The following is a 21413-nucleotide window of genomic DNA, read 5'->3' on the forward strand; positions in this document are numbered from 1 at the left end:
CGGGTTTATAGCATGCCCTCAGGGGTACGAAAGACGGTGACATCTCCAGTACGTGAAGCACGGCAACACGAAGAGGCGAGTTGTATCACAAAACAAACGGCCGCGTCCTTCGACGCGGCCGTTCAGTTTGTTCAGATTTGGACTGAAATCTGAGGGCTCAGATGGCCTGAGCCGGATGGGCATAGGAGATCGGCGAAGTGGCCGGATCGTCCTGGTAGCTAACCTCTTCCCAGGCCGAAGCATCGGCCATCAGGGTGCGAAGCAGCTTGTTGTTGAGTTCGTGACCCGATTTGTGCGCGTAGTAGGCGCCGATCAGGCTGTGACCCAGCAGGTACAGATCGCCGATCGCGTCGAGGATCTTGTGCTTGACGAATTCATCCTCGTAACGGAGGCCGTCTTCGTTGAGCACGCGGTAGTCATCGAGCACCACGGCGTTGTCCATCGAGCCGCCTAGCGCGAGGTTGTGTTCGCGCAGCATCTCGATATCGCGCATGAAGCCGAAGGTGCGCGCGCGACTCACTTCCTTCACGAAGGACGTGGTCGAGAAATCGATCTCGGCACGCGAGGTGCGCTTGCTGATGATCGGATGGTTGAACTCGATCGAGAAGCCCACCTTGAAGCCTTCAAACGGCTCGAAGCTGGCCCACTTGTCGCCTTCCTGCACCTTGATCGGCTTCTTGATGCGAATGAAGCGCTTGGCGACAGTCTGCTCTTCGATGCCAGCGGACTGCAGCAGGAACACGAAAGGACCCGCGCTGCCGTCCATGATCGGTACTTCCGGCGCGGACAGGTCGACGTAAGCATTGTCGATGCCCAAGCCCGCCATCGCGGAAAGCAGATGTTCCACCGTGGACACACGCACATCGCCATTGACCAACGTGGTCGACAAACGAGTGTCGCCGACATTGTCGGGGCGAGCGGCGATTTCCACTGGAGGATTCAAATCGGTGCGACGAAACACGATGCCCGTGTTCGGCGCCGCCGGTCGAAGCGTCATGTACACCTTGTCGCCGGTATGCAGACCAACGCCGGTGGCACGAATGATGTTCTTAAGCGTACGCTGCTTGATCATTTTATTTGGTACCTGCAAAGGGCAGCAGCCAACAGGGGACGGATGCTAACACAGTCTTAACCACTGAAAAAGCAAACCGGCCCGTACAGTCTGTTCACGCTTTCATTCTCCTTTCATCCTTGAATGGGAGCCACTCGCGCCGCGAACAGGTAAATACCTCAATTCCGTCAATGCCTTAGGCACAACACAATGCCTCGCACCGGGACGGGAAGCCGGCGGCGAGGCATCGGACCTGCCAGAAAACGAGGTTCTGGTGGGTCATGCGTCATCCCAGACGCACAGTCTTGTCATGTTCTTCCAGGAGCAATCCAGACTGGCGTCAGCCCTTTCCCCACGTCAAACCAGGGCGGAATGAACGCAAACTTTGCAGTACGCGCCCAACGGGTTGTGTGACTGACAAGTCAATCTGACGTTTGTTCACTCCTTTTTGAACATTTTTTTGTCAATCGGCCTGGCGACGCAGGAAGGCCGGGATGTCCAGATAGTCGAAACTGGGATCCGAGCCCTTGGCCGGCGCGGCCGTATCGTTGCGGCTAGTAGTGGTGGCGATCACGTCCGGCTGGGCGTAATCCACCACTTCATTGCCGGTACCGGTACGCAGCACGACCGGACGCGGACGCTGGCGCATTTCCACCTGCTGGGTCACCACCGGGCGCTGCACCTGACGGGTGGTCGCACGGTTGAGGCCGGTAGCCACCACGGTGACACGCACGTCGTCCTGCATTTCCGGGTCGAGCGAGGTGCCGATCACTACCGTGGCGTCTTCGCTGGCGAAGTCGTGGATCACGCGGCCGATCTCGTCGAACTCACGCATGGTCAGGTTCGGACCGGCGGTGACGTTCACCAGGATGCCGCAGGCGCCATTGAGGTTGACGTCTTCCAGCAGCGGGTTGTTGATGGCGGCCTCGGCGGCAGCCTGGGCGCGATCATCACCACGCGCGGTGCCAGAACCCATCATCGCCATGCCCATCTCGGACATCACCGTGCGCACGTCGGCGAAGTCGACGTTGATCAGGCCAGGAGCGGTGATCAGGTCGGCGATACCCTGCACGGCGCCCTGCAGCACGTCGTTGGCAGCCTTGAACGCATTGAGCAGCGTGACTTCACGACCAAGCACCGACAGCAACTTCTCGTTCGGCACGGTGATCAGCGAGTCGACGTGCTGGGACAGGTCCTCGATGCCCTTCATGGCGACCTGCATGCGGCGGCGGCCTTCGAACGGGAACGGCTTGGTCACCACGGCCACGGTCAGGATGCCCTTCTCCTTGGCGAGCTGCGCCACCACCGGCGCGGCGCCGGTACCAGTACCACCACCCATGCCAGCGGTGATGAACACCATGTCGGCGCCTTCGAGCATTTCCTCAATGCGCTCACGATCTTCCAGCGCGGCCTGGCGGCCCACTTCCGGATTGGCGCCGGCACCGAGACCCTTGGTGACGTTGCCGCCGAGCTGCAGGTGGGTGCGCGAACCACAACTTTTCATGGCCTGCGCATCGGTGTTGGCGACGACGAATTCGACGCCTTCGATGTTTGCATTGAGCATGTGGGCCACGGCATTGCCACCACCGCCGCCGACGCCAATGACCTTGATCACTGCATTTGGTGCGAGTTTTTCGATCAGTTCAAACATTTCCCGTCCTCCGTAGAGCTTTCGTTGTCGTTGTAACCACGCGGTCCATCTCCTGTCGGCCGGTGGTGGTGGGCGAACATCCATTCACCCGTGGCGGCGCCTCCTGCGCCACCTGAAAACCTTCATCCGGAAAGAGCTATGCCCTTGTCCGGTTAGAAATTCTTGGTCAGCCAGCCGCGCAGCTTGTCCACCAGCCCACCGACACTGCCGCCGCTCGTACCACCCGAGCGCATGCCGCCCGAACGCGCGCCGTGTAGCAGCAGACCCACACCAGTCGAATGCAAGGGATTGGCGACCACTTCGCCGAGACCGCTGACGTGTTGCGGCACGCCGATGCGCACCATCTTGTGGAAGATCTCCTCAGCCAGCTCCAGCGCACCTTCCATGCGCGAAGCGCCACCGGTGAGCACGACACCGGCCGCCACCAGACTTTCGTAGCCGGAGCGGCGCAGCTCGTCCTGCACCATCTCGAAGATTTCCTCGTAGCGCGCCTGCACGCTCTGCGCGAGCGACTGGCGAGCCAACCGGCGCGGTGGGCGATCGCCCACGCTCGGCACCTGGATGGTTTCTTCGGCGTGAGCGAGCTGCGCCAGCGCGCAGGCGTACTTGATCTTGATCTCTTCCGCGTGCGCGGTCGGCGTGTGCACGCCATAGGCAATGTCGTTGGTGACCTGATCGCCACCGACCGGCAGCGACTTGGTGTAGCGAATCGAACCCTGCGTATAGATCGCAATGTCGGTCGTGCCAGCACCGATATCGACCAGACATACGCCCAGCTCGCGCTCGTCATCGGTCAACACCGACTTCGCGCTCGCCACCGAAGACGGCACCAGTTCGTCCACGGTCAGACCGCAGCGCTGGATGCACTTGCTGATGTTCTGCACTGCCGCGGCCGCACCCGTCACCAGATGCACGCTGGCCTCCAGGCGCACACCGCTCATGCCGACCGGCGAGCGGATGCCATCCTGACCGTCGATGCGGTATTCCTGCGACTCCTTATAAAGAACCTTGCGGTCAGCCGGGATCGCCACCGCGCTGGCAGCCTCCAGCACCTGTTCCAGATCACCCGGCGTCACCTCGCGGTCGCGGATTGCGGCGGTACCGTGCGAGTTCTTGGTTTCGAGGTGGCTACCTGAGATCGAGGCGTAGACCGAACGGATATCGCAGCCGGCCATCAGCTCGGCTTCTTCTACTGCACGCTGGATGGAGTGCACGGTCGATTCGATGTCCACCACCGAGCCGCGCTTGAGTCCGCGCGACACGTGGGTGCCAATGCCGATCACCTCGATCGGCTCGCCCGGCTCGTACTCGCCCACGATCGCCACCACCTTCGAGGTGCCGATATCCAGGCCAACGACCAGCTGCTTGTCGTTACGGGTTTTCATGTGCGTGGCGTGCCTCTGGTAGTGACGGCGGCCGGTGCTTGCGACTGCGGCCATCGCACGGCAAATCCGTTGGTGTAGCGAAGATCGGCATAGGCGAAGCCATCCGTGCGGCCCGCCATCAATTGGGGATAAACATCAAGAAAGCGGCGCAACCGGCGGCCAGCCTGGTCGCGGTCGCCGAGCACAATCTGCGCGCCGGTAGAAGTAGTCAGACTCCAACTGCCGCGCTCGGACAACGACACGCCGGTGATATTCAAATGCGTGCCACCGAACGCCTTCTGCGTTTCGGCATAGAAGCTCACCACTTCAGCCAGACGCGCATCCGGGCCGTGCAGGTTGGGCAGACTCTCGTCCTGGTCCGCCTGAGGAGCATCGAACACCAGACCCTGTCGGCTGATCAGCTGCTTGTCGTTCCAGCGCGCAAACGGCTGGCGCTCGTAGATGCGCAACAGCAACATGTCTGGCCAGCGCTTGCGGGCTTCCACCGACTCTACCCACGGCAGCGCGGCGACCGCCTTTTGCACACCATCCAGATCGAGCGCGAAGAAGCCTTTGCCGAGACGCGGCAACACAGCGGCGCGGACCTCATCCGCGCTCACGTGCTTGAACTCGGCCTGCACCGTCAACTGAGTCACCGGCCAACGATTGGCCGCGAACCACCCGCGCAGCACGCCGACGATCGGCAGCACCACCAGCGCGATGGCCAGACACCAGGCAACGAGGCGGATAGCTCCCCTCACGCACCCTCCTGGAAGCTCGATTCCAGTACACGCCAGCACAATGTCTCGTAGTCGATGCCCACCGCCTTGGCGGCCTTGGGCACCAGCGAATGCGAGGTCATGCCCGGCGCGGTATTCACTTCCAATAGCCAGTTCTTGCCATGGCGATCGCGCATCACGTCCACGCGTCCCCAGCCGCTGCAAGCCAGCGCATCGAACGCAACCAGAGCGAGCTCGCGCATCTCCTGCTCGGCGGCGCCGCTCAAGCCCGGGCAGATGTACTGCGTGTCTTCGGCGATGTATTTGGCGTTGTAGTCGTAGTACTCACCCTTGGGCACGATCTTGATGCTCGGCAACACTTCACGACCGAGAACACCGACGGTGAACTCGCCGCCCTCACTCGCATCACCCTCGATAAGCGTTTCCATCAACATATCGCCGGGGTAGCGCTGCGCCAGCTCGACCGCCGCATCCAGATCCTTCTCATCGAATACGCGCGTCACACCAACGCTCGAACCTTCCCAAGCCGGCTTCACGATCAGCGGAAAGCCGATCTCGCGGGCGGCGGCATGCACATCGGCACCGCGCGGCAGCGCCTTGAAGCGCGGAGTCGGCAGGCCCAACGACAGCCACACCTGCTTGGCGCGGATCTTATCCAGCGATAGCGCGGAACCAAGCACGCCCGAACCGGTAAACGGAACGCGCAGCGACTGCAGCGCACCTTGCAGCTCACCGTTCTCACCGCCACCGCCGTGCAGGATGTTGAACACCCGGGCGAAGTGACCGGCACGCACCGCGTCGAGCAGAGCCGGGATGCCATCGATGGCATGCGCATCCACGCCACGCGCCTGCAACGCGGCCAGTACGCCGCGACCGGAGTTCAGCGACACCTCGCGTTCGGCCGAGCTGCCACCCATCACGACGGCGACGCGGCCAAACTGTGCGGGATCGGTGATGGTCTTGCTCACTTGTGCGTCCTCAGGTTGCCGGCATTCGCCAGCTCCACCGCTGCCGTGCCGATATCGCCGGCGCCGAGCAGCAGCAACAGATCGCCATCGCGCAACAGCGCCGGCAGGGTGTCTTTGAATTCGCGCGGATGCTCGATCAGCACCGGATCGACCTTGCCGCGCGCGCGCACTGCGCGCGCCAGTGCACGGCCGTCGGCACCGGCAATCGGCACTTCGCCAGCCGGATAGACATCCGTCAGCACCAGCACATCGGCTTCAGCCAGTACATTCGCGAAGTCGTCGAGCAGATCGCGGGTGCGGCTGTAACGATGCGGCTGGAAGCCCACGACCAGCCGCCGCTCCGGCCAGCCGCCGCGCGCCGCGGCAAAGACCGCCGCCAACTCACGCGGATGGTGGCCGTAGTCATCGACCAGCAACGCCGTGCCTTTATCCAGCGCAATCTCGCCACGGCGGTGGAAGCGACGCCCCACTCCCTGGAATTTCTCCAGCGCGCGGGCGATGGCTTCCGCCTCCACCCCCAACTGCCAGCCAATCGCGGCGGCGGCCAGCGCGTTGAGCACGTTGTGGTGACCCGGCAGATTCAGCTTGACGTGCAGCGCGTCCGAACGCCCCGGCAATATCAGATCGAAATGCATCTCGAAACCGTGCTGCGACAGGTTGGCCGCGCGTACGTCAGCATCCTTCGTATCGATGCCATAGGTCATCACACGACGCGGCGTAGCCTTGGCCAGCTCCGCCACTTCGGGATCGTCCACGCACAACACGGCCAAGCCGTAGAACGGCAGGCGATGCAGGAAGTCGGCGAACGCCTTCTTTACTAGCGCGAAGTCACCCTGGTAGTTCTCCAGATGATCAGCGTCGATATTGGTGACCGCAGCCACCACCGGCGACAGCATCAGGAACGAACCGTCCGATTCGTCGGCTTCCGCCACCAGATACTGACCGGTGCCGAGACGCGCATTGGCGCCCGCCGCATTGAGCTGACCGCCAATGACAAAGGTCGGGTCGTAATCGGCTTCCGCCAGCACGCTCGCCGTGAGGCTGGTGGTGGTGGTCTTGCCATGCGTGCCGGCGATGGCGATACCGCGGCGGAAGCGCATCAACTCACCGAGCATCTCGGCGCGTGGCACCACCGGGATGCGCGCGGCGCGTGCGGCCGTCAGCTCCGGGTTGTCCTGACGAATCGCACTCGAGGTGACCACCACGTCCGTATCGCCGACGTTTTCAGCGGCATGGCCAACATGCACTGTGATCCCGAGCTGGGCCAGTCGCTGCGCGGTTGCCGAGTTCGACTTGTCGGAGCCGGAGACGGCATAACCCAGGTTGTGCAGCACCTCGGCGATACCGCTCATGCCGACACCGCCAATGCCGATGAAATGCACGCGCTGGAACGTGGCCATCAGATCTTCGTGTGCGAGCAGGCGACGCGGCGTCATGCGCTCACCTCAATGCAGGCACGGGCGATCACCGCTGCCGCATCCGGCTTGGCCAGGGTGCGCGCAGCCTCGGCCATGGCGAGCATCCGCGGGCGGTTTTCCAGCAGCGCGTCCAGGCGCTGCGCAAGTTGCTGTACGTCCAGATCACGCTCCTGCATTACTTCAGCCGCACCCGCAGCCACGAGGGCTTCGGCGTTGCGGGTCTGGTGGTCATCCACCGCATAAGGGAAAGGCACGAGTACCGAGCCGACGCCGGCCGCGGTGAGTTCGGCCAAGGTCAAGGCGCCGGCACGGCACACGGCCAGATCGGCCCATGCATACGCGCCAGCCATGTCTTCGATGAAAGGCACAATCTGCGCTTCCACACCGGCCTTCGCGTACGCCTCACGCGCCTCATCAAGGCCGCGGTTGCCGCACTGGTGCAGCACCTCCGGACGCTGCGCGGAGGGCATCTGTGCAAGCGCCTGCGGCAACGACAGATTCAGCGCGCGCGCGCCGAGGCTGCCGCCGAGCACCAACAGACGCGCGCGCCCAGCACGTCCGGCCATGCGCACGGCCGGTTCCGACAAAGCGGCGATCGCGACACGCACCGGATTGCCGACCCATTCGGCATTCGGCAGTGTGTCGTCGAAACCCTGCATCACGCGCTGCGCATGAGCCGCCAGCTTGCGGTTGGTGAATCCGGCAACGCGGTTCTGCTCATGCACCAGCAAGGGACAACGCAGCAGCCGCGCGGCCACACCGCCGGGACCCGCCACGTAGCCACCCATCGACAGCACGCTGCGCGGTTTCACCGACAGCAGCACGCCGATGGAAGTAAGCAATGCACGCGCCAACATCAACGGCGCAAGCAGGCGCGTCGCTACACCCTTGCCGCGCAAGCCACCCACCGGCACCGTTTTCATCGGAATACCGTGAGCCGGCACCACCTTGGTTTCCATGCCACCCACAGCACCCAGCCACACCACCGGCACGCCCTGAGCGCGCAGCGTCTCCGCCACGGCCAGGCCGGGAAAGATGTGGCCGCCGGTGCCGCCGGCCATGATCAGCACGGGTGCGTTCGTGCTCATGCGCTCACCGCCTCGCGCTCGCGCGCGGCGGCCGTGGCGACAGCGGCATTCGCATCCGGTACCGAGGCCGCCGGCATGCGGGTCGCCATCTGGCGTGCGTCCATGGCACGGTTGATCTCGTAGGTGGCGCGCAACAACACACCCGCCATCGCACAGGTCAACACCATCGACGAACCACCATAGCTGATCAGCGGCAGGGTCAAACCCTTGGTCGGCAGCGCGCCGAGATTCACGCCGATCGACACCATGGTCTGCAGGCCGACCATCAGCGAGATACCGAAAGCCACATAGCCGGCGAAACGCTGGCCCAGCTCCACACCTTTCAGCCCTATATACAGGCCGCGCCCGACCGTCAGCGCGAACAGGCTCATCACGAACAGGATGCCGGCCAGACCGAGTTCTTCGGAAATCACCGCGAAGATAAAGTCGGTATGCGCTTCCGGCAGGTATGACAGTTTCAGCACACTGGAGCCAAGACCCACGCCGGTCCACTCACCACGGCCGATCGCCATCAGCGATTGGGTCAGCTGGAAGCCGTCGTTGAACGGATCCTTCCACGGGTCCATGAATGAGGTGAGGCGCTTCACGCGATAGCTTTCACTGGTCGCCGCGATCGCCAGCAACGGCATCAGAGGCAAGCCCATGCCGAACAGGAAGATCGGCCGCGCGCCGCCCAGCCAGACCATCGCGATCGTCACGCCGATCACCAGCGTCGCCGAGCCGAAGTCGGGCTGCGCCAACAACAGCAGCACGATGATGCCGGCCACCATGATCGGCTTGAGCAGACCGAGGAAGCGCGTCTCTACGCTTTCGCGGTGACGCACCAGATAGCTGGCGATGTATATCACCAGGATAAGCTTCACCGCCTCCACGGGCTGGAAGCTGGTGACCATCAGGTTGAGCCAGCGCCGCGCGCCATTGAGGCGCATGCCGAAGACCGGCAGGAACACCGCCAGCAGCAGAATGAAAGCCAACATCATCAGCAGGAAGGCGTTCTTTTCCAGCACCTTCAGCTCGGTGCGCATGGCTACGCCGGCCAGCACCAGACCCAGGCCGAGGAACAGCAAATGCTTCTTGAGGAAGTAGAACGCGCCCAGGTGCTGGCTATCCGCCACGGCGATGGAGCTGGAGGTGATCATCACCAGACCCACGCAGGCCAGACCGACGAGCGCGACCAGCAGCGGCAGATCGAAGCTGCCCCGTGGTCCCTGTCGACGTTTTGCCTGAGTGGCGTCGAAAAGCATCAGCGCACCTTCAACGTGGCAAGGCCGATCAACACCAGCACGACGCTGATGATCCAGAAGCGCACGATCACCCTGGGCTCGGGCCAGCCCTTGAGCTCGAAGTGATGATGGATCGGTGCCATGCGGAAAATGCGCTTGCCGGTGAGCTTGAAGCTCGCCACCTGCAGCATCACCGACACCGTTTCCATCACAAACACGCCGCCCATGATCAGCAGCACGATTTCCTGGCGGACGATTACCGCAATGGCCGCCAGCGCCGCGCCGATCGCCAGCGCGCCGACGTCACCCATGAACACTTGCGCCGGGTAGGTGTTGAACCAGAGGAAACCCAGCCCCGCACCGGACAACGCGCCGCAGACGATCGCCAGCTCACCGGCTCCAGGGATCGAAGGGATGCTTAGGTACTCGGAGAACACGCGGTTACCGGCCAGGTAGGCAAATACACCCAGCGCGCCGGACACCAGCACCGTCGGCATGATCGCCAGCCCATCCAGGCCATCGGTGAGGTTCACCGCGTTGGAGAAGCCCACGATCATGAAATAGGTCAGCACCACGAAGAACAAACCGAGCGGCAGGGCCACTTGCTTGAACAGCGGCACGAACAGCGCGGTCTCAGCCACTTCCTTGGCGCAAGCGACCGGCGCCGCTGCAGGCTCCGTGGTCAGGCGGGTACTCAGCGCAGTCGCCGTGGTTTCCACATGCTGCACCACCGCCGGTATCGGCTTCACACAAGGCGGCGGCGTGGTGGGCGCAGTGAAGTACAGGAACAGCGCTGCGATAAGACCGAACACTGACTGCCAGAAGTACTTCCAGCGCGAGGCCAACCCGCGGCTGTCCTTCAGCACCAGCTTCTTGTAGTCGTCGTAGAAGCCGATCACGCCGAAGCTGATCAGCACCGCCAGCACCACCCACACATAGCGGTTATGCAGGTCTGCCCAGAGCAAGGTGGCGATAGCCACCGCGAGCAGAATCATCACGCCGCCCATGGTCGGCGTGCCGGCCTTGGATAGATGCGTCTGCGGGCCATCCTTGCGCACGACCTGCCCCGCCTTCAGGTCCGCCAACTTGCGGATCAGCGTGGGGCCAAATAGTAGCGACATGGACAGCGCCGTAAGCGCGGCCATGATGGTGCGAAAGGTGATGTACTGAAACAGATGCAGGGCGGTGAAGTGCCGAGCCATCCAGTCTGCGAGTTCAAGCAGCATCGGATGCGCCCTCCACCGGTTTGTTGTCATGTAGTGCCGCGACCACCTGCTCCATCCCGGCTGAGCGCGAGCCCTTCACCAGACAGGTAACGCCGCTATGCAGCTGTTGCTTCAGCGACGCGATCAGCGACGCCTTGTCGGCGTGGTGTTCGCCTTGGGCACCGAAGGCCTCGACCGTCGCCGCACTGAGCGGACCGACGGCGAACAGGCGATCGATACCGTGCTGTTTTGCGCGCTCACCCATGCTGGCGTGCAAGGCGCGCGCTGTGGGTCCCAGCTCGGCCATGTCGCCTAGCACCAACCAGCGCTCGCCGGCAGCCAGCGCCAGCGTGTCGATCGCCGCGCCGAGTGAGCCGGGATTGGCGTTGTAGCTGTCATCGATCAGCGTCCAGCCACCCGGCATCGCCTCCTGCTTCAGGCGGCCGGCGACGCCGGGCACCTGCTCCAGGCCGTCGACGATGGTGTCCAGCGGCACATCGAGCGCGAGTGCGATCGCTGCGGCAGCCATAGCGTTGGCGATGTTGTGACGACCCGCCAGCGGCAACGCCACTTCGGCATCGCCAGCCGGCGTGCTCAGCACAAAGCGCGAACCGTCCACGCGCTGCTCGACAATGTCGGCGCCGATATCGGCCTTATGGTCCAGCGCAAAGCGCAACTGACGTCGGCCCGCCGCCAGACCGGCAAAGAAACTGGCGAACGCATCGTCGCCGTTGATGATCGCTACACCGTCCGCCGGCAATGCCTGATATAGCGCGCCCTTGGTTTCGGCCACGCCTTCCACGCTGCCCATGCGCTCAAGATGCGCCGGCGCAATGGTGTTGACGAGACCGATATCGGGCCGCGCAATGGCAGCCAGATACGCAATGTCGCCTGGCTTGCCGGCGCCCATCTCAAGCACGGCGTAGTCCGTGTCCTGCGGCATCGCCAGCAAGGTCAGCGGCAGGCCCAGCTCGTTGTTGTAGTTGCCCGCGTTGACGTGGGTACGGCCATGGCGCGAGAGGATGGACGCAGTCAGCGTCTTCACCGTGGTCTTGCCGTTGGAACCGGTAATGCCGACCACGCGTACATTGCTCTGCGCGCGCACCGCGCTGGCCAGGTCGCCCAGCGCCAGTTGCGTATCGTTGACCACAACCTGGGCAATCGGCGCATCCACTTTGCGCTCGACCAGCGCAGCCACTGCACCGCTCGCCGCCGCCTGGGCCAGGAAGTCATGGCCATCCACGCGCTCACCCTTGACTGCCACGAACAGATCGCCCGGACCGAGCTTGCGCGTGTCAATGCTGACGCCCGTGATGTCGGCATCAGCGCCGACCAGGCGTCCGCGGGTCCATAGCGCAATGGCGCTCAATCGCATCATGCATGCACCTCCAGCGCTGCACGAGCGACTGCAAGATCATCGAAGGGCCGCTTGCCAGCGGCGCCCTCCTGGTAAGTTTCGTGGCCCTTGCCAGCGATCAGCACCACGTCGCCGGTCTTCGCCAGCGTCAGAGCCTGCCGGATCGCTTCGGCGCGATCGCGCTGGATGAGGGCATTCTGTGGATGCATCAGACCAGCAACGATCTGCGCCACGATGGCGTCGCCATCTTCGCCGCGCGGGTTGTCATCAGTGATGATGGCGATATCGGCCAGACGCTCGGCGATGCCACCCATCAGCGGACGCTTGCCGGCATCGCGCTCGCCGCCGCAGCCAAACACGCAGATCAGCCGGCCGGCGCAATGCGCGCGCAGCGCCGACAGCGATTGCTCCAGCGCATCCGGTGTATGTGCGTAATCGACCACCACCAGCGGCAGTCCATGCAGGCCACCGAGCCGGTTCATGCGCCCGCTGACCGGCTGCAAGGCTTCCACCGCCGCCACGATGCGCTCAAAGGATTCACCCAGCGCACCAAGACAGGCAACCACGGTCAGCAGGTTCTCCACATTGAAGCGGCCAAGCAGCCGGCTCTGCAGCGGATACGAACCCCACGGCGTGCGCAGCACGAAGGACAGGCCTTCGGCTGAGGTGGCGATGGCCGCGGCGGTGATATCGGCGTCGCGATCGCCGGTCGCGCTGATGCGCAGCGTATTCACATCGGCGGGCAGGCGCGCTGCAAGCTCGCGGCCAAAAGCATCATCGATATTGATCGCCGCAACCTTCAGCCCAGGCCAAGCGAACAACTTGGCCTTGGCGTCGCCGTAGGCTTCCATGCTGCCGTGGTAATCGAGATGGTCGCGGGTGAGATTGGTGAACGCCGCCACTTCGAACGCCACCGCAGCCACGCGCCCCTGCTCGAGGGCGTGCGAGGAAACCTCCATCGCTACATGACTGGCGCCCTGTTCGCGGAACAAAGCGAACAGACCCTGCACGCTGATCGCATCCGGCGTGGTGCGCTCACCTTCTTCCAGCTGACCGTGCAGGCCGGCGCCCAAGGTACCGATGGTCGCCGCGCGATGACCAAGATGTTCCAGCGCCTGCGCCAGCAATTGCACCGTAGAGGTCTTGCCATTGGTGCCGGTGACGCCAATGACGCGCATCGCTTCCGACGGACGATCAAAGAAACGCGAGGCGATCTCGCCAACCTGTGCATGCAGGTCTTCGATCCATAGCACCGGGACGTCCAGCGCCGGCGCTGTCGCGTGTGGCGCTTCAGCCAGCACCACACGCGCACCACGCTGCACCGCGCTCGCGGCGAACTCGATACCGTGCCCGCGCGTACCGCGCAGGGCGAAGAAAGCATCGCCGTCGCGCACGTGGCGCGAATCCAGCGACAGGCCCGAAACGACAATATCGCCAGCGCTCGGGGCGTCGGCGATACCTTTCAATAGTTGGTCGAGGCGCTGGCTCATGGCGTGGCCTCCTCGACGGGGGCGTCATCCACTACTGGCGCGTCAGGTGGCTTGGAGCCGACCAGACCATTGTTGCCTTGCAAGGGGCCACCGACATACCAACGGCCGATATTGTCGGGCGGCACGTCGAGCAGGCGCAGCGCGCCATCCATCACCTTGGCGAAGACCGGCGCGGAAACCAGGCCGCCGTAGTAGCTGCCTTTCCTGGGGTTATCCACCACCACCACCGCAGCGAGACGGGGGTTGCTGGCCGGCACCAGGCCGGCGAAGGCAGCGCTGTAGTTGTTTTTGGAATAGCCGCCGGCCGTCGCTTTGTGCGCCGTGCCGGTCTTGCCCGCCACCGCGTAGTTCGCGATCCAGGCATACGGCGCCGCGGTGCCGCCCGGCTGGGTGGTGGACTCCAGCATCTGCACCAGCTTGCCGGCAATTTCGGGGGCGATGATCTGCTTAGTCTCGCTCTCCGCGCTCTTTACGAACGAGGGCGAATGCATAAGGCCGCCGTCGCCGATGGTGGCGTAAGCATTGGCCAGCTGCAGCGGTGTGACGTTGAGGCCGTAGCCGTAGGCCATGATGGCCTTTTCCAGCGCGCGCCAGTCACGCCCCACTTTGAGGTAGCCCGAAGCTTCACCAGGAAAACCGCTATTGGTGCTGTTACCGAAGCCGAAAGCGCGATAGGTGTCGTACATCAGGCCGGTATCGAGCGTCATCGCGATCTTGGCGGCGCCGATGTTGCTGGACTTCTGGATCACCCCGGTCGGCGACAGCAAGCCATAGGCATGCGTATCGCGGATGTCGTGGGTCATGTAATAGAAGTGGCCGTTGCCGGTATCGACCATGGGGCCAGTCGGGGTGTACTTGCCGCTGGACAGAGCAGCAGCCATCACGATGGGCTTTATGGTGGAACCTGGTTCCACTACGTCGGTCATCGCGCGATTGCGGCGCTGATCCGGCTTGCTGCCGCGCACGGCGTTCGGGTTGTAGGTGGGCAGATTCACCATCGCCAACACTTCGCCGGTGGGCACATCGAGGATCACCATCGAGCCCGAATCGGCCTGCGACTGCTCGATGGTGTTCTTCAGCTCGTTGTAGGCGAGGAACTGGATGCGGCGGTCGATGCTCAGCGTGAGGTTTTTGCCCGGCTGCGGCGCGCGCACCTGCTCCACATCCTCTACCACGTGCCCCATGCGATCGCGGATCACCCGCTTCGCACCCGGCTTGCCAGCCAGCCAGTCGTCGAACGCCAGCTCCAGACCTTCCTGACCGTGGTCGTCGATGTTGGTGAAGCCGAGGATGTGCGAGGTGACCTCGCCCGATGGGTAGAAGCGGCGGAATTCGCGCTGGCCGTTAATGCCGGGAATACCCAGGCTGAGCACGGCCTGTGCTGCGTCCGGACTCATCTGACGGCGCAGATAGACAAACTCGCGCTCGGAGCGCTGCATCAAGTACTGCTTGATCTCGCTGGCGTCCGCGCCGATGGCCTTGGCCAGCTGCGGGATGCGGTCTTCGTTCTCCAGCACTTCCGCCGGATTCGCCCAGATCGACATCACTGGCGTAGACACCGCCAACGGCTCGCCGTTGCGATCGAAGATGGTGCCGCGTGACACCGCAATCGGCACTTCGCGCAGGAAGCGCGCATCGCCCTGGTTCTGATAGAACTGTTTGCGCACTACCTGCAGGTCGAACGCGCGCGCTACCAGACCCAGCGAGGCCAGCGACAACACACCCACCACCACCACCATGCGGCGGCGCGCACTGGGGCCAAGGCCGCGACGGCGCGAGCTGGGCTGGGTCGGAAAGCGCGGGCGCATGTTCATCGGCGCACCAGCTGGATGTCTTGCGGCTTGGGATTGACCATGCCGAGCTTCTGCCGCGCCTCGCTGTCCACACGACGCGGCTCGGCCCAGGTGGCCTGCTCCAGTTCCAGCTTGCCGTATTCGATATTCAGCTCGTCGCGCTGGTTCTGCAGGCGGGTCAGATCCACAAACAGCACGCGGCTCTCATGGCGCGTCCACACCACGCCCACCGCACTGACCAGCACGGCTGCGAGCAGCATCAGCAGGAAGGCGACACCGATCGCCCTCACAAAAGCTTCTCCGCCACGCGCAGCACCGCGGAGCGGGCGCGGGGGTTGGCGGCCAACTCGGCCTCGGACGGAAACTGCGCCTTGCCGACCGGCGCCAGCCGCGCGGGCGCGGCCATTACCGGCGGGCCGCGACGGCTCCCCTGCACACGGCCGGAGTGATCGCGGATGAACAGCTTCACCGCGCGGTCTTCCAGCGAATGAAAGCTGATGATTGAAAGACGGCCGCCTACGTTCAGGCGATCCAGGGCTGACTCAAGCCCCCGCTGTAGCGAATCCAGCTCGCCGTTCACACGGATGCGTAGGGCCTGAAAGCTGCGCGTGGCCGGATGCTTGCCCGGCTCGCGGCGCCCCACGACACGCTCGATCAGCGCGGCCAGCTCGCCGGTGCGGGTGATCGGCTGTTCGGCACGGCGCTCCACGATGGCGCGGGCGATCTTGCGACTGAAGCGCTCTTCGCCATAAATCCAGAGCACATCGGCGATCTCGCGCTCGCCGGCGTGGGCAAGGAAATCCGCGACGCTTTCGCCCTGCGTGGTGTCCATGCGCATATCCAGCGGCGCATCAGCCATAAAGCTGAAACCGCGGGCGGCTTCGTCGAGCTGTGGCGAGGAGACGCCAAGGTCGAGCAGGATGCCGTCAAGGCCAGCCTCGGTTTCTTCCCACTCGGCGAGGCTGGAGAAATTGGCGTGGCGGATCGACACGCGCGGATCGTCGGCGAATGCCTTCTGCGCAGCGGCAATGGCGGTGGGGTCGCGATCCATCAGCAGCAGGCGGCCATCCGGACCAAGGCGCGACAGCACTTCGCGGGCGTGCCCGCCGCGTCCGAAGGTGCCATCCAGATAACGCCCGCCTGCACGCACGGCGAGACCCTCCACTGCTTCACCCAGCATCACCGGGATGTGCCGCAAAACTTGCTCGGCCATGCCGCACTCCCGCTCCCGTCCCGTCCCGTTTTCTTGCTTTTCTCTACGCCGCTACCGTGGCCGGTTACAGGCGCAGGTCTGCCATTTCGTTGGTGATGTCGTCTTCGCCGATGGTCTGGCGGATCTTGGCGAGGTGGGCCTGCTCGCTCCAAAGCTCGAACTTGTTGCCCATGCCCAGCAGAACCGCTTTCTTCTCGATGCCAGCCGCCGCGCGCTGACTGGCCGGCAACAGGATGCGCGCCGCCGTATCCGGCTCAACGATGGCCGCGGCACCCACCAGCTTCATCTGCATGTCGCGATGAGCGGCCTTGACCTTGGGTAGTGCGTTGACCTGATCGCGCACCTGCTCCCACTCCGCATACGGGAACAGCCACAGGCAGCCCGGCTCAAAAGGGTTGTAGGTGACCACCAGACGATTGGCGCACTCGCCGGCCACCTGCTCCCGATACGCGGTCGGAATGGCCAGGCGGCCCTTATCGTCAACGGTGATGGCGGTTTCGCCCTGGAACACGGCCGTAAGACTCCACTAATTCCCACGATTTCACACAGGAATCCACGATAGTCTCGCCCCTTGAGACTGTCAAGGGATTTTTGCTTGTGAATCAATGAGAAAGGCAATGGTGTGGCACTATTTCCAGCCTTTTCTGAGGAACTAACCAAAGGTGCTTGAATACAGGAGATTTTTTGTGCGCAGCCGTGCTCCATAAAGCCTCTACAAACGCCGCCCAAGGCGGCGGCGCATGAATCTCCGTTCATGCGCCGATTCCCTTCGATAAATCCCACGCCACACCCTCGACATGAAGGCTCATGTCGAGGGTGTGGTGGACGAAAAGAGGTGGAGTCGGCCTATAAGCCGGGTTCTGTACGCCTTGCAGCGCGACAGTCATTCCTCTCGGCCTGGCGTCACCGCCAGGCTCCAGCAACCTACCCGGGAACAACGCGGGCCGCGTTATCGTTCCCCTATTTGGTCTTGCTCCGAGTGGGGTTTACCGTGCCACGCGGCGTTAGCCCCGCGCGCGGTGCGCTCTTACCGCACCATTTCACCCTTACCACGCACATCCGGAGATGCCGTTCGGCGGTTTGCTTTCTGTTGCACTGGCCGTCGGCTCACGCCGCCCAGGAGTTACCTGGCACTCTGCCCTATGGAGCCCGGACTTTCCTCGATGCGCTTACGCGCGACGCGACTGCCCGGCCGACTCCGCCGAGAATTATAGACGAAGCCAGCCGCACTCACTCATATAAGGCCTTGCGCGGCGCGCCGCTGATCGCCGCCGCGAGCTTCGCCGCCTTGGCTGGAGGCAGTTCGTCGCGCAGGATCGCAAAAATGCGCTGCCCCTCGACCACGCGCGAATCAACCTCTTCACCCCGGCCATGGATGAGAACCACGCACTCACCGCGTTGTTGATCCGGGTCACTGGCTACACGCGCAGCCAACGTTTCGAGCGGCTCACCCAGCACAGTTTCGAACAACTTGGTCAGCTCGCGTGCGAGCACACCCTCGCGCGTTGCGCCAAAAACGTCGCGCATATCAGCCAGGCTTTCGGCAACACGATGGGACGACTCATAAAAGATGAGGGTGCGCGAATCACCAACCAACTCCTCCAACCGCGCGCGGCGCGCGGCCGCCTTGGGCGGCAGGAAGCCCTCGAACACGAAGCGATCGCTAGGCAGCCCGGACACCGACAGCGCCGCAATTGCCGCGCACGCACCAGGTACCGGTACACAACGGATGCCAGCAGCGCGCGCTGCCCGCACCAGCCGGAAACCCGGATCGCTGATCAACGGCGTACCAGCATCGGAAATCAGCGCCACCGACTCACCCCGCAGCAAACGCTCAACGACCGCATCCACCACTTCACGCTCGTTGTGCTCGTGCAACGCCATCAATGGCGTGGCGATGTTGTAGTGCATAAGCAGCGGCCGGCTATGCCGGGTGTCCTCGCAAGCAATCACGGCGACGGAACGCAAAGTCTCGACGGCGCGCACGGAAAAGTCATCGCGATGACCGATAGGTGTGGCGACTACCCACAAGCAGCCGGGCTGAACATGTGACATCTGCGGCGTTCCTCGACGGCGGGCCAGCGATACGATCGGCTATGATCGCTTATCTATTCATCGTGTCCACAGATCCAAGGGACGTCCCATGCGCCTGATTCGCGCCGCAGGTATCGGCCTGCTGATCTCGCTGGCTCTCAGCGGCTGCGTACCACCCCAAATAGCACGCACTCCGGCCGAAATCTCCGCCGAACAGGATGCAGCCACGCTGGCGCGCCAGGGCAAGTTCGAACAGGCCGCACAGGCTTACCTCGTGTTGGCGCAAACCACGCCCGGCCGTGGCGACCAGTACCGGTTGCTAGCCGCCGAGGCTTACCGGCAGGAGGGCCGCCTGGACCAGGCTGCTCCGCTGCTGACCCAGATCAAGCGCCAGCGCCTCACCGACGACGAACCGGTGCGCCTTGACCTGCTGCAGGCCGAATGGGCACTGAACCAGCACGACGCACACCGCGCCCTTCAACTCACCACGCAGCCCGACGTGGCCGTGCCGCCGAAACTGCGGCTGCGCCTGCTCGAACTGCGCGCCAAAGCGATGGATGCCAGCGGTGACGTCTGGGGCGCGGCGCGCAGCCGCGTGGAAATGGACGGCCAACTAAGCGGGCTCGATCAGGCGCAGAACCGCAAGCAGATCCTGGCTCAGCTCACCAAACTCGGCGCCGATCCGCTGAAACAGCGTGCCGCCGCCATGCAGCAGGGCGATGCCATGCTGCCCTGGGTCAATGAAGCACTGAGCCAGCTCGGTGTAGCGGTAGCGCGCCCACAGCCCACGCTTGAGCAACAAGTCGGCACGGTGATGCCCGGCCAGGACGCCAACGTGCGCGAGGGCTTCAAGATGCCCGAGCGCATCGCCCTGCTCGTTCCTGCCACCGGCAATTACGCCGCCGCCGGCACCGCTATTCGCGAAGGCTTTTTCGCCGCCTACGCCGATGCGGCGCGTAACCGCGCACCGCGCCCGCCCGTGCGCGTCTACGACAGCGGCGGCACCGCGGCTGGCGCAGTCAAGGCCTATCAGCAAGCGGTCAGCGATGGCGCCAAACTGGTGATCGGTCCGATGACACGCGGCGAAGTCTCCGCCTTGTTCGGGTTGCAACAGTTACCAGTGCAACTGCTTGCGCTGAACCACCCCGACGACAAGAGCCTCCCCGCCAACGGCGTTGCCGAATTCGGCCTGCTGCCGGAAACCGAAGGCGCACAAGCCGCCGACCACATGATCGAACGTGGACTGCATACCGCTTATGTGATCGTGGCCGGCGAAGATTTCGGCCAGCGTGCAGCCAACGCGTTCAAGGCCGAACTGGAAGCGCGCGGCGGCAAGGTCGCCGGCACGGCCACCCTGAGCGGCAGCGGCGTCAACTACGCCTCGCTCATCAATGGCCTCAATGCGGCCAATGCAGACAGCGATGCTGGCGTCTTCATCAGCATGCGTCCGCAACAGGCCCGCCTGCTGCTGCCACAATTGAAGCTGGCTCGCATCAACCTGCCGGTGTTTGCCACCTCGCATGTCTATGGCGGCGTCGATGACGCGGGCGCCAATCGCGACCTGGACGGCGTGGAATTCTGCGACGCCCCCTGGCTGTTCGACGCCCAGCCCGGCCTGCCCAATCACGCCGACATCGCTGCGCAGCTGCCCGCCGCACGCGGTACGGCGGCGCGGCTGTTCGCCTTCGGCATGGACGCATGGAACCTCGCACCCTATATCGACTGGTTGCGCGATCACGCCGGCAGCTACCTTCCCGGCGCCAGCGGGCAATTGACTGCCGACCAGTTCGGCCGCGTGCGTCGCGTGCTGGTGTGGGCGAAGTTCGAAGATGGCCTGGCCCATCCGCTCAACGGCAGCCTGCAGATGGATAGCGCACCGGTGCAATCGCCCCCGGCCTCCAGTGATCAATCGAATCAGGGTTGATGCGTTCCGCAGGCGCGGTATTCGAGCAACGCGCCTGCGATGAGTTACAGCGCGCCGGCCTCACCCTGATCGCGCGCAACTACACCACTCGCCACGGCGAACTCGATCTGATCATGCGCCACGGCGACACCATCGTGTTCGTCGAAGTGCGCCATCGCCTTCACGCAAGTCATGGCGACGCGGCCAACTCCGTAACCGCTGGCAAGCAGGCCAAGCTCATCCGCGCCGCGGAACTATGGCTGGCCGCTCACCCACAACAAGCGCAACACCCTTGTCGCTTCGACGTCGTGAGTTACGACGGCCCCACAAACGACGCACGCATGACCTGGTGGCGCAGTGCATTCGATGCGTTTTGATTTTCGTGCGGGTCATGTAAGGCAATGCCGCAATGCCGTGTAGGGGAATTCCTTCATGACGAAAAGCCCTTGTTTATTGCGGTTTCGCTACATCGTTTGAAACAAAAAACACAATCATCCAGACGTCCTAAATCTGGCAAAATTAAGCGCGCCACGTCACAATTTGCCCATCGAGGTCTGGCTCCTCGACGAGCAAGTGCGCTCTACTGAGCAACGATTGTGCATGCGCTCGAATCCCGAGCGCACAACGAACCGATCGATGGTTGATATCGGTAGCAAGAAGCCAGACTAGACAGGGAGTCTGAATGGAATCGACACATTTCGCCTCGCGGGCGCTTACGCCGCCCGCATTAGCCGTGACGCGACATCAGGATGCATGCAGGCATTTCGCCAGCGTGATCCGGGATTCGCATCCACGGCCGTCGCCGCATTCCGCCGCGACTCCTCCTCTATTGCACTGATTCAACGCCACCGGGTCCGGTAGGCGCCTTTTGCGTGTCCAGAGCATCTGGATCGTGCGAAACGCGTGCCCGAACAC

At 63.7% G+C, this 21413-nt stretch carries 18 protein-coding genes and 1 other RNA gene; 2 read left to right on the forward strand and 17 right to left on the reverse strand.

What is annotated here, in order from left to right:
• Positions 1-157: 157 nt before the first annotated feature.
• From lpxC to rsmI, 17 genes are all read right to left on the reverse strand, one after another.
• Entirely contained in the window at positions 158-1072 is a 915-nt protein-coding gene (lpxC, locus tag BM338_RS02100) for a UDP-3-O-acyl-N-acetylglucosamine deacetylase (RefSeq protein ID WP_090449112.1), read from the reverse strand.
• A gap of 442 nt (positions 1073-1514) precedes the next feature.
• Positions 1515-2702 (reverse strand): cell division protein FtsZ, encoded by a 1188-nt coding sequence (gene ftsZ / locus BM338_RS02105; RefSeq protein ID WP_090449113.1) that lies wholly within the window; start codon positions 2700-2702, stop codon positions 1515-1517.
• A 152-nt stretch (positions 2703-2854) separates the two neighbouring features.
• The gene (gene ftsA, locus BM338_RS02110; RefSeq protein ID WP_090449114.1) at positions 2855-4087 is read right to left on the reverse strand and encodes a cell division protein FtsA; all 1233 of its coding nucleotides are present in this window, start codon (positions 4085-4087) and stop codon (positions 2855-2857) included.
• A complete protein-coding gene (locus BM338_RS02115) occupies positions 4084-4827 on the reverse strand; it encodes a cell division protein FtsQ/DivIB (RefSeq protein WP_090449115.1) in 744 nt (247 codons plus the stop codon). Before BM338_RS02115 ends, ftsA begins: the two co-directional genes overlap by 4 nt.
• Complete coding sequence (locus tag BM338_RS02120) at positions 4824-5774, reverse strand: D-alanine--D-alanine ligase (protein WP_090449116.1); 951 nt, start codon at positions 5772-5774, stop codon at positions 4824-4826. Before BM338_RS02120 ends, BM338_RS02115 begins: the two co-directional genes overlap by 4 nt.
• Positions 5771-7210, reverse strand: coding sequence for a UDP-N-acetylmuramate--L-alanine ligase (gene murC, locus BM338_RS02125; protein WP_090449117.1), 1440 nt, complete (start codon positions 7208-7210; stop codon positions 5771-5773). Before murC ends, BM338_RS02120 begins: the two co-directional genes overlap by 4 nt.
• Positions 7207-8280: an undecaprenyldiphospho-muramoylpentapeptide beta-N-acetylglucosaminyltransferase gene (gene murG / locus BM338_RS02130; RefSeq protein WP_090449118.1), complete on the reverse strand. Its 1074-nt coding sequence runs from the start codon at positions 8278-8280 to the stop codon at positions 7207-7209. The genes murC and murG overlap by 4 nt, the downstream gene beginning before the upstream one ends.
• Positions 8277-9524 carry a putative lipid II flippase FtsW gene (ftsW, locus tag BM338_RS02135; protein WP_177229200.1) on the reverse strand — a complete coding sequence of 416 codons (1248 nt, stop codon included), beginning with the start codon at positions 9522-9524 and terminating at the stop codon, positions 8277-8279. Before ftsW ends, murG begins: the two co-directional genes overlap by 4 nt.
• Positions 9524-10729 carry a phospho-N-acetylmuramoyl-pentapeptide-transferase gene (gene mraY, locus BM338_RS02140; RefSeq protein ID WP_090449120.1) on the reverse strand — a complete coding sequence of 402 codons (1206 nt, stop codon included), beginning with the start codon at positions 10727-10729 and terminating at the stop codon, positions 9524-9526. Before mraY ends, ftsW begins: the two co-directional genes overlap by 1 nt.
• Positions 10719-12086: a UDP-N-acetylmuramoyl-tripeptide--D-alanyl-D-alanine ligase gene (gene murF / locus BM338_RS02145; RefSeq protein WP_090449121.1), complete on the reverse strand. Its 1368-nt coding sequence runs from the start codon at positions 12084-12086 to the stop codon at positions 10719-10721. Before murF ends, mraY begins: the two co-directional genes overlap by 11 nt.
• Positions 12083-13555, reverse strand: a complete 1473-nt coding sequence (locus BM338_RS02150) for a UDP-N-acetylmuramoyl-L-alanyl-D-glutamate--2,6-diaminopimelate ligase (RefSeq protein WP_090449122.1) — start codon at positions 13553-13555, stop codon at positions 12083-12085. Before BM338_RS02150 ends, murF begins: the two co-directional genes overlap by 4 nt.
• Positions 13552-15369: a peptidoglycan D,D-transpeptidase FtsI family protein gene (locus BM338_RS02155; protein WP_090449123.1), complete on the reverse strand. Its 1818-nt coding sequence runs from the start codon at positions 15367-15369 to the stop codon at positions 13552-13554. Before BM338_RS02155 ends, BM338_RS02150 begins: the two co-directional genes overlap by 4 nt.
• Positions 15366-15608 carry a cell division protein FtsL gene (ftsL, locus tag BM338_RS02160; protein ID WP_177229248.1) on the reverse strand — a complete coding sequence of 81 codons (243 nt, stop codon included), beginning with the start codon at positions 15606-15608 and terminating at the stop codon, positions 15366-15368. Before ftsL ends, BM338_RS02155 begins: the two co-directional genes overlap by 4 nt.
• A 26-nt stretch (positions 15609-15634) precedes the next feature.
• The gene (gene rsmH, locus BM338_RS02165) at positions 15635-16561 is read right to left on the reverse strand and encodes a 16S rRNA (cytosine(1402)-N(4))-methyltransferase RsmH (protein ID WP_090449125.1); all 927 of its coding nucleotides are present in this window, start codon (positions 16559-16561) and stop codon (positions 15635-15637) included.
• A gap of 64 nt (positions 16562-16625) precedes the next feature.
• Complete coding sequence (mraZ, locus tag BM338_RS02170; protein ID WP_090449126.1) at positions 16626-17072, reverse strand: division/cell wall cluster transcriptional repressor MraZ; 447 nt, start codon at positions 17070-17072, stop codon at positions 16626-16628.
• A 322-nt stretch (positions 17073-17394) separates the two neighbouring features.
• Positions 17395-17761, reverse strand: an RNA gene (gene rnpB / locus BM338_RS02175) — RNase P RNA component class A.
• A 30-nt stretch (positions 17762-17791) separates the two neighbouring features.
• Positions 17792-18616: a 16S rRNA (cytidine(1402)-2'-O)-methyltransferase gene (gene rsmI, locus BM338_RS02180; RefSeq protein ID WP_090449127.1), complete on the reverse strand. Its 825-nt coding sequence runs from the start codon at positions 18614-18616 to the stop codon at positions 17792-17794.
• A gap of 88 nt (positions 18617-18704) precedes the next feature.
• Between rsmI and BM338_RS02185 the strand changes: the two genes are divergently transcribed.
• Both BM338_RS02185 and BM338_RS02190 read left to right on the forward strand, forming a co-directional pair.
• Positions 18705-20519, forward strand: a complete 1815-nt coding sequence (locus tag BM338_RS02185) for a penicillin-binding protein activator (protein ID WP_090449128.1) — start codon at positions 18705-18707, stop codon at positions 20517-20519.
• Positions 20519-20875: a YraN family protein gene (locus BM338_RS02190; RefSeq protein WP_090449129.1), complete on the forward strand. Its 357-nt coding sequence runs from the start codon at positions 20519-20521 to the stop codon at positions 20873-20875. The genes BM338_RS02185 and BM338_RS02190 overlap by 1 nt, the downstream gene beginning before the upstream one ends.
• Positions 20876-21413 lie beyond the last annotated feature (538 nt).

The organism is Dyella sp. OK004, assembly GCF_900114495.1.
In the GTDB taxonomy this organism is placed as follows: domain Bacteria; phylum Pseudomonadota; class Gammaproteobacteria; order Xanthomonadales; family Rhodanobacteraceae; genus Dyella_D.

Bases quoted from the DNA above. Each gene is read 5' to 3' on its own strand.
- lpxC (WP_090449112.1), bottom strand. From the start codon at position 1,072: ATGATCAAGCAGCGTACGCTTAAGAACATCATTCGTGCCACCGGCGTT.
- ftsZ (WP_090449113.1), bottom strand. From the start codon at position 2,702: ATGTTTGAACTGATCGAAAAACTCGCACCAAATGCAGTGATCAAGGTC.
- ftsA (WP_090449114.1), bottom strand. From the start codon at position 4,087: ATGAAAACCCGTAACGACAAGCAGCTGGTCGTTGGCCTGGATATCGGC.
- murC (WP_090449117.1), bottom strand. From the start codon at position 7,210: ATGACGCCGCGTCGCCTGCTCGCACACGAAGATCTGATGGCCACGTTC.
- murG (WP_090449118.1), bottom strand. From the start codon at position 8,280: ATGAGCACGAACGCACCCGTGCTGATCATGGCCGGCGGCACCGGCGGC.
- ftsW (WP_177229200.1), bottom strand. From the start codon at position 9,524: ATGCTTTTCGACGCCACTCAGGCAAAACGTCGACAGGGACCACGGGGC.
- mraY (WP_090449120.1), bottom strand. From the start codon at position 10,729: ATGCTGCTTGAACTCGCAGACTGGATGGCTCGGCACTTCACCGCCCTG.
- murF (WP_090449121.1), bottom strand. From the start codon at position 12,086: ATGATGCGATTGAGCGCCATTGCGCTATGGACCCGCGGACGCCTGGTC.
- BM338_RS02150 (WP_090449122.1), bottom strand. From the start codon at position 13,555: ATGAGCCAGCGCCTCGACCAACTATTGAAAGGTATCGCCGACGCCCCG.
- BM338_RS02155 (WP_090449123.1), bottom strand. From the start codon at position 15,369: ATGAACATGCGCCCGCGCTTTCCGACCCAGCCCAGCTCGCGCCGTCGC.
- ftsL (WP_177229248.1), bottom strand. From the start codon at position 15,608: ATGCTGCTCGCAGCCGTGCTGGTCAGTGCGGTGGGCGTGGTGTGGACG.
- rsmH (WP_090449125.1), bottom strand. From the start codon at position 16,561: ATGGCCGAGCAAGTTTTGCGGCACATCCCGGTGATGCTGGGTGAAGCA.
- rsmI (WP_090449127.1), bottom strand. From the start codon at position 18,616: ATGTCACATGTTCAGCCCGGCTGCTTGTGGGTAGTCGCCACACCTATC.
- BM338_RS02185 (WP_090449128.1), top strand. From the start codon at position 18,705: ATGCGCCTGATTCGCGCCGCAGGTATCGGCCTGCTGATCTCGCTGGCT.
- BM338_RS02190 (WP_090449129.1), top strand. From the start codon at position 20,519: ATGCGTTCCGCAGGCGCGGTATTCGAGCAACGCGCCTGCGATGAGTTA.